This is a genomic window from Inquilinus limosus MP06, from assembly GCF_000767795.1.
Lineage (GTDB): Bacteria > Pseudomonadota > Alphaproteobacteria > DSM-16000 > Inquilinaceae > Inquilinus > Inquilinus limosus_E.
Window position 1 is genome coordinate 1 of sequence record NZ_JANX01000471.1, and the last position, 5,173, is coordinate 5,173.

Annotated in this window: 5 protein-coding genes; 2 read left to right on the top strand and 3 right to left on the bottom strand. The window is 72.4% G+C overall.

The features are described 5' to 3' along the window. Window positions 1-101: 101 nt before the first annotated feature. Complete coding sequence (locus P409_RS26180; protein WP_052121411.1) at window positions 102-1,922, bottom strand: chloride channel protein; 1,821 nt, start codon at window positions 1,920-1,922, stop codon at window positions 102-104. A 105-nt stretch (window positions 1,923-2,027) separates the two neighbouring features. Here P409_RS26180 and P409_RS26185 point away from each other — a divergent pair, with 105 nt between their 5' ends. Continuing rightward, window positions 2,028-2,444 carry a MarR family winged helix-turn-helix transcriptional regulator gene (locus P409_RS26185; protein ID WP_238578775.1) on the top strand — a complete coding sequence of 139 codons (417 nt, stop codon included), beginning with the start codon at window positions 2,028-2,030 and terminating at the stop codon, window positions 2,442-2,444. Between the two features lie 206 nt (window positions 2,445-2,650). Here the strand turns inward: P409_RS26185 and P409_RS26190 are convergent, their stop codons facing one another. Continuing rightward, window positions 2,651-3,190, bottom strand: coding sequence for a glutathione peroxidase (locus P409_RS26190; RefSeq protein ID WP_052121412.1), 540 nt, complete (start codon window positions 3,188-3,190; stop codon window positions 2,651-2,653). A 145-nt stretch (window positions 3,191-3,335) separates the two neighbouring features. On the opposite strand from P409_RS26190, the gene P409_RS26195 reads away from it, so the two are divergent. After that, entirely contained in the window at window positions 3,336-4,280 is a 945-nt protein-coding gene (locus tag P409_RS26195; RefSeq protein WP_052121413.1) for a 2-hydroxyacid dehydrogenase, read from the top strand. A gap of 364 nt (window positions 4,281-4,644) precedes the next feature. On the opposite strand, the gene P409_RS26200 is transcribed toward P409_RS26195, so the two are convergent. Continuing rightward, a partial coding sequence (locus P409_RS26200) for an oxidoreductase (RefSeq protein WP_034845342.1) occupies window positions 4,645-5,173 on the bottom strand: 529 nt, incomplete at its 5' end.

Sequence of the window (5,173 nt, forward strand, 5' to 3'; positions counted from 1 at the left end):
GATTTTGTCGAGGCCTGGGCCAGCCCTCACCCGGTCGTCCTGCGGACGCCCACCTCTCCCGCCAGGCGGGAGAGGCAATCGGTGTTCTTGTCGGCGGTCCCCTACCGCTGCCCCGGCCGCAGCAGCCGGGCGCGCTCGATCTCCTCGGTCCACAGCCGGGCGCGCACCCGCAGCAGGTCCTTCCGCGCCAGGATGCCAACCAGCACGCCATCCTCGCGCCGCGTGACCGGGACGCGGCCGGCATCGGCCTCCGCCATCCGGTCCGCCACCCGGCCGACCATCTCGTCCGGATGGCCGGTGACCAGGGGGGCGCCGGAGACGGCGTCGGCCAGGCTGGTGCCGCGCGGCCAGCCGGAGACGGTCCAGCGCAGCACGTCGGCCCGCGCCACCATGCCGACCGGGCGGCCGGCCTCGTCCACCACCGGATAGCTCTTGTGCCGGGGGCCCGCGCCCTCCTCGGTGAAGAAGGCGACCGCGTCGTCGACCGGCATCGCCGCCGGCAGCGTGTCGACCTTGGCCACCATGACGTCGCCGACGCGGGTCAGCTCGAACGGGTCGACGATGTATTCGCGCAGGATGTGGTGGCCGCGCCGGGCGATCTTCTCGGTCAGGATCGACCGCTTCAGCAGCAGCACGGTGACGGCATAAGCGGCGACGCAGGCCGTCAGCAGGGCCGGCAGCATCGCCAGGTTTCCGGTCAGCTCCACCGCGAACACCGCGGCGGTCAGCGGCGAGCGCATGGTGCCGCCCATCATCGCCGCCATGCCGAGCAGGGCCCAGACGCCGGACCCGCCGGGCAGCACCGTGCCCTCCAGCGCGCCCAGCGCCCCGCCCATGATCAGGAGCGGCGCCAGCACGCCGCCCGAGGTGCCGGAGCCGAGCGCGATCGCCCAGATCAGCGCCTTGACCACCAGCAGGCGCAGCACCTCGCCCGAGGCCAGATGGCCGGCCAGGAGGGCACGGATCGAATCATAGCCGACGCCGAGCGCCGCGGGCTCGATCAGCCCGCCGAGGCCGATGGCGACACCGCCCAGCACCGGCCACCACATCCAGTGGATCGGCAGCCGCTCGAACAGGTCCTCGAAGCCGTAGACCAGCGCGGTGAGAAGGCCGGAGCCGAAGCCGGCGACGATGCCGACCCCGATCACCGCCAGCAGGGCCGGGCCGGACAGGTCGACCATGCCGGAGAAGGCGAAGAGCGGCCCGGTCTCGAACAGCAGCGGGCGCCACGCCGCGGCGACGATGGCGGCGGTGGCGACCGGGATCAGGCTGCGTGGCTTCCATTCGAACAGCAGCAGCTCGACCGCCAGCAACACCGCGGCGACCGGGGTGCCGAAGATCGCGGTCATGCCGGCGGCGGCGCCGGCCACCAGCAGGGTCTTTCGCTCCGCCGAGGTCAGGTGGAACAGCTGGGCGAACAGCGACCCCAGCGCGCCGCCGGTCATGATGATCGGGCCTTCGGCGCCGAACGGGCCGCCGGTGCCGATCGAGACGGCGGAGGACAGCGGCTTCAGCACCGCGACCTTGGGCTGGATCCGGCTGCGGCCGATCAGGATCGCCTCGATCGCCTCCGGGATGCCGTGGCCGCGGATCTTCTCCGACCCGTAGCGGGCCATCAGGCCGATGATCAGGCAGCCGACCGGCGGCACCAGCGCCGCGGCCAGGCCCCAGGGCGACCGGCCGAGATCGACCGCGGCGGTCGAGATCCGGCCGAAATAGGCCAGGTTGGTGACCAGCGCGATCAGCTGCAGCAGCGCCCAGGCGGCGGCGGTGCCGGCGGTGCCGACCACCGGCGCCATGGCGATCAGCCGCAGCGCGCCGCGGTCGAAGGTGAAGTCGCCGAGCCTGGCCGAGGGCAGCCGGGCGGAACGGGTCGGGGGGACGGCGCGGGGGTGCGCCGCCGGGTCTGCGGGTCTCGACATCGGGCCGGGTTCCGGAGGATCAAGGGGCATCATCCGGCGCTGAGCCCGGACGCCGGATAAATATCGTAGTGCGATATAATTTCAAGTGCGAGGATGCGCGATGCGATGACCCAGGCCCTGAGCAAGGCGGATTACGAGGCGCTGGCGGCGTTCCGTCACGCGCTGCGGCGCTTCCTGGATTTCAGCGGCGACGCAGCGAAAGAGGCCGGCCTGACGCCGCAGCAGCACCAGGCGCTGCTGGCGATCAAGGGCTTTCCGGGGCGCGACCGGGTGACGATCGGCGAGCTGGCGGAGCAGCTGGTGCAGAAGCATCACAGCACGGTCGGGCTGGTCGACCGGCTGGAGGCGCTGGGGCTGGTGCGGCGCGAGAGCGACCCGGCGGATGGCCGCCGGGCGTTGGTCGGGCTGACCGACCGGGCCGAAGCGGCGCTGGCCGGCCTCTCCGCCATCCACCGCGCCGAGCTGCGCCGCCTGCGCCCGTCCCTGGCGGCGCTGCTGGAGCAGCTGGGGACGGATGGCTGAGGGCTGGGTCAGGTCACACCGGAGGGGTCATATAATGCGTTGCCTCTCCCGCTTGCGGGAGAGGTCGGAGACGCGAAGCGGCTCCGGGTGAGGGCCCTTTGTCGAGGCCGGGACCAGCCCTTCACCCGGTCGCCCTCGCGGGCGCCCGACCTCTCCCGCGTCCGGCGGGAGAGGCAACGCGAATGTGAAGCCGGCCTCAGGCCCGCTCAGCGCGCCAGCGCCGCGTCGACGGCCCTGGTCACCTCCGGCCCGGTCGGCTCCGCCGCGCTGGGAAAGCTGGCCAGCAGGGTGCCGTCGCGGCCGATCAGGAGCTTGTGGAAGTTCCATTTCGGCACGGCCGTCGCGTCCTGCTGCGCCGCCCAGCGGTACAGCGGATGGGCGTCGGCGCCGACCACCGCCTGCTTGGCCAGCATCGGGAAGTCGATGCCGAAGGTGGTCTCGCAGAACTCCTTGATCTGGCCTTCCGAGCCCGGCTCCTGCGCCCCGAAATCGTTCGACGGCACGCCGAGCAGCACGAAGCCGCCGTCGCGGTGCCGGGACCACAGCGCCTCCAGCCCGGCATACTGCCGGGTGAAGCCGCAGAAGGAGGCGGTGTTCACCACCAGCACCACCTTGCCGGCGAAGGCGTCGGGGGCGAAGGCGCCGCCTTCCAGCTTCGGCAGCGGCAAAGCGGACCAGTCGAGCGGGCGGGCCGCGGCGGGAGTCGCGATCATGATCAGCACCAGGGCAAGCAGTCGGGCCAGCATCGCAGGACCTCCGACGGGGAGGCCCCACGCTGCGCCGCCCGGCCGGGGGACGCAAGCCCCTGATGCCTCGCCGCCGAAACCCGTGCTACGACGGGAGCCCGCCCGATCCCGTTGGCGCCAGATCCTCGGCGATGGAACCCGACCCGTGCCCGAAACCGTCCTGCACCTGCACCCCGGCATGCCGGAGGCATCGCTGCGCCCGATGCGCGAGCGCTATGAGCTGATCGAGCATTCGCGCGCCAGCGCCGAGGCCGGCCCGCTGCCCGAGGCCGACCGCATCCGCGGCGTCGTCACCATCGGCGTGATCGGCATCGACCGCGCGCTGATCGACCGGCTGCCGAACCTCGGCATCATCAGCTGCTACGGCTCGGGCTATGAGCGGATCGACGTGGCGGCGGCGAAGGCGCGCGGCATCGCCGTCACCAGCAACACCGGCGCCAACGCCGCCTGCGTCGCCGACATGGCGCTGACCCTCCTGCTGGCCAGCGTGCGCCGGCTGGGCGAGGGCGACCGTTTCGTCCGCGCCGGGCAGTGGACCCGCCCGGCCGCGCCGCCGTCGCTGATCTCGACCGGTCTGGCCGGACGCCGGGTCGGCATCCTCGGCCTCGGCTCGATCGGCGAGCGGATCGCGCGGCGCGCCGCCGCCTTCGACATGGAGGTCGGCTACCACAACCGCCGGCCGAAGCCGGGCGTGCCCTGGGCCTATCACGACAGCCTGGCGGCGCTGGCGGACTGGGCGGACATCCTGGTCGTCTCCTGCCGTTCCGACGCCGGCACCCGCGGCATCGTCGACCGCGCGGTGCTGGAGGCGCTGGGGCCGCGGGGCCATGTGATCAACGTATCCCGCGGCGAGGTGCTGGACGAGCCGGCGCTGATCGCGGCCTTGGAGGCAGGCACCATCGCCGGCGCCGGCCTCGACGTGTTCGAGCACGAGCCGCAGGTGCCGGAGGCGCTGAAGCGGCTGGAGAATGTGGTGCTGGCGCCGCACATCGCCAGCATGACCAAGGCCGCCCATCGCGAGATGTGCCGGATGACGATCGACGCCCTGGACAATTTCTTCGCCGGGCGCCCGCTGACCAACGCGGTGTGAGGCGCAATTCGACCAGAGCCGAATCCTGGGTGTTTCGTTCGCGTTGCCTCTCTGCTTGGAGGCCTTTTCAGAACTCGATCGCCAGAGCCGGTGTGTGATTTTCACACTCCCCCTCCCCTTGCGGGAGGGGGTAGGGGGAGGGGCTGTCGATAGCCCGAGCCGGCATGGGAATCGGCCAGGATTTCTTTGGGGCTGGTGTGGGCGCTCGACATCGGTCTCATCGGCGCCAACACCCCTCCCCCTCCCCCTCCCGCAAGGGGAGGGGGAGGGTAGAAGGGATAGATCGGCCCAAATGGCGATATCCTGAAAAGGTCCCGGGCGGGAGAGGCCACGCGAAAAAGCGCTCGGCATCCAGGGTTTCGTCCTACACCACCGGCACCGTGCCGCCGTCGATCACGTGCTCGCTGCCATGGATCGACGCGGCGCGGTCGGAGGCGAGGAAGGCCACCAGCTCCGCCACCTCCTCCGGCCAGGCCGGGCGGCCGATCGGGATGCCGCCGAGCGATGCCATCAGCTGCTGCCGGGCGGCCTCGACGTCGGTGCCGTCGCGGGCCGCCAGCCTCTCGACCAGCGCGGTGGCGGCCTCGGTCTGGACCCAGCCCGGCGCCACGCGGACGACGCGAACGCCCTTGGGCCCGACCTCCTTCGCCAGCGCCTTGCTGTAGGTCGCCAGCGCCGCCTTGGCCGCGGCATAGGCGGTGGTGGCCTCGGGCAGCGGCAGTCGGCCCTGGATCGACCCGACATGGACGACCACCCCGGCGCCGCGCTCCAGCATGCCGGGCAGCAGCGCCCGGTCCAGCCGCACCGCCGGCATCAGGTTCAGGTCCAGCGCGCGCTGCCATTCGCCGTCGTCCAGCGCCGCGAAGCCGCCAGCCGGGGCCTTCGAGCCGCCG

What these genes read in the sequence shown, in the direction of transcription:
- P409_RS26185 (WP_238578775.1), top strand. Translation starts at nt 2,028, where the DNA reads ATGACCCAGGCCCTGAGCAAGGCGGATTACGAGGCGCTGGCGGCGTTC.
- P409_RS26180 (WP_052121411.1), bottom strand. Translation starts at nt 1,922, where the DNA reads ATGTCGAGACCCGCAGACCCGGCGGCGCACCCCCGCGCCGTCCCCCCG.
- P409_RS26190 (WP_052121412.1), bottom strand. Translation starts at nt 3,190, where the DNA reads ATGCTGGCCCGACTGCTTGCCCTGGTGCTGATCATGATCGCGACTCCC.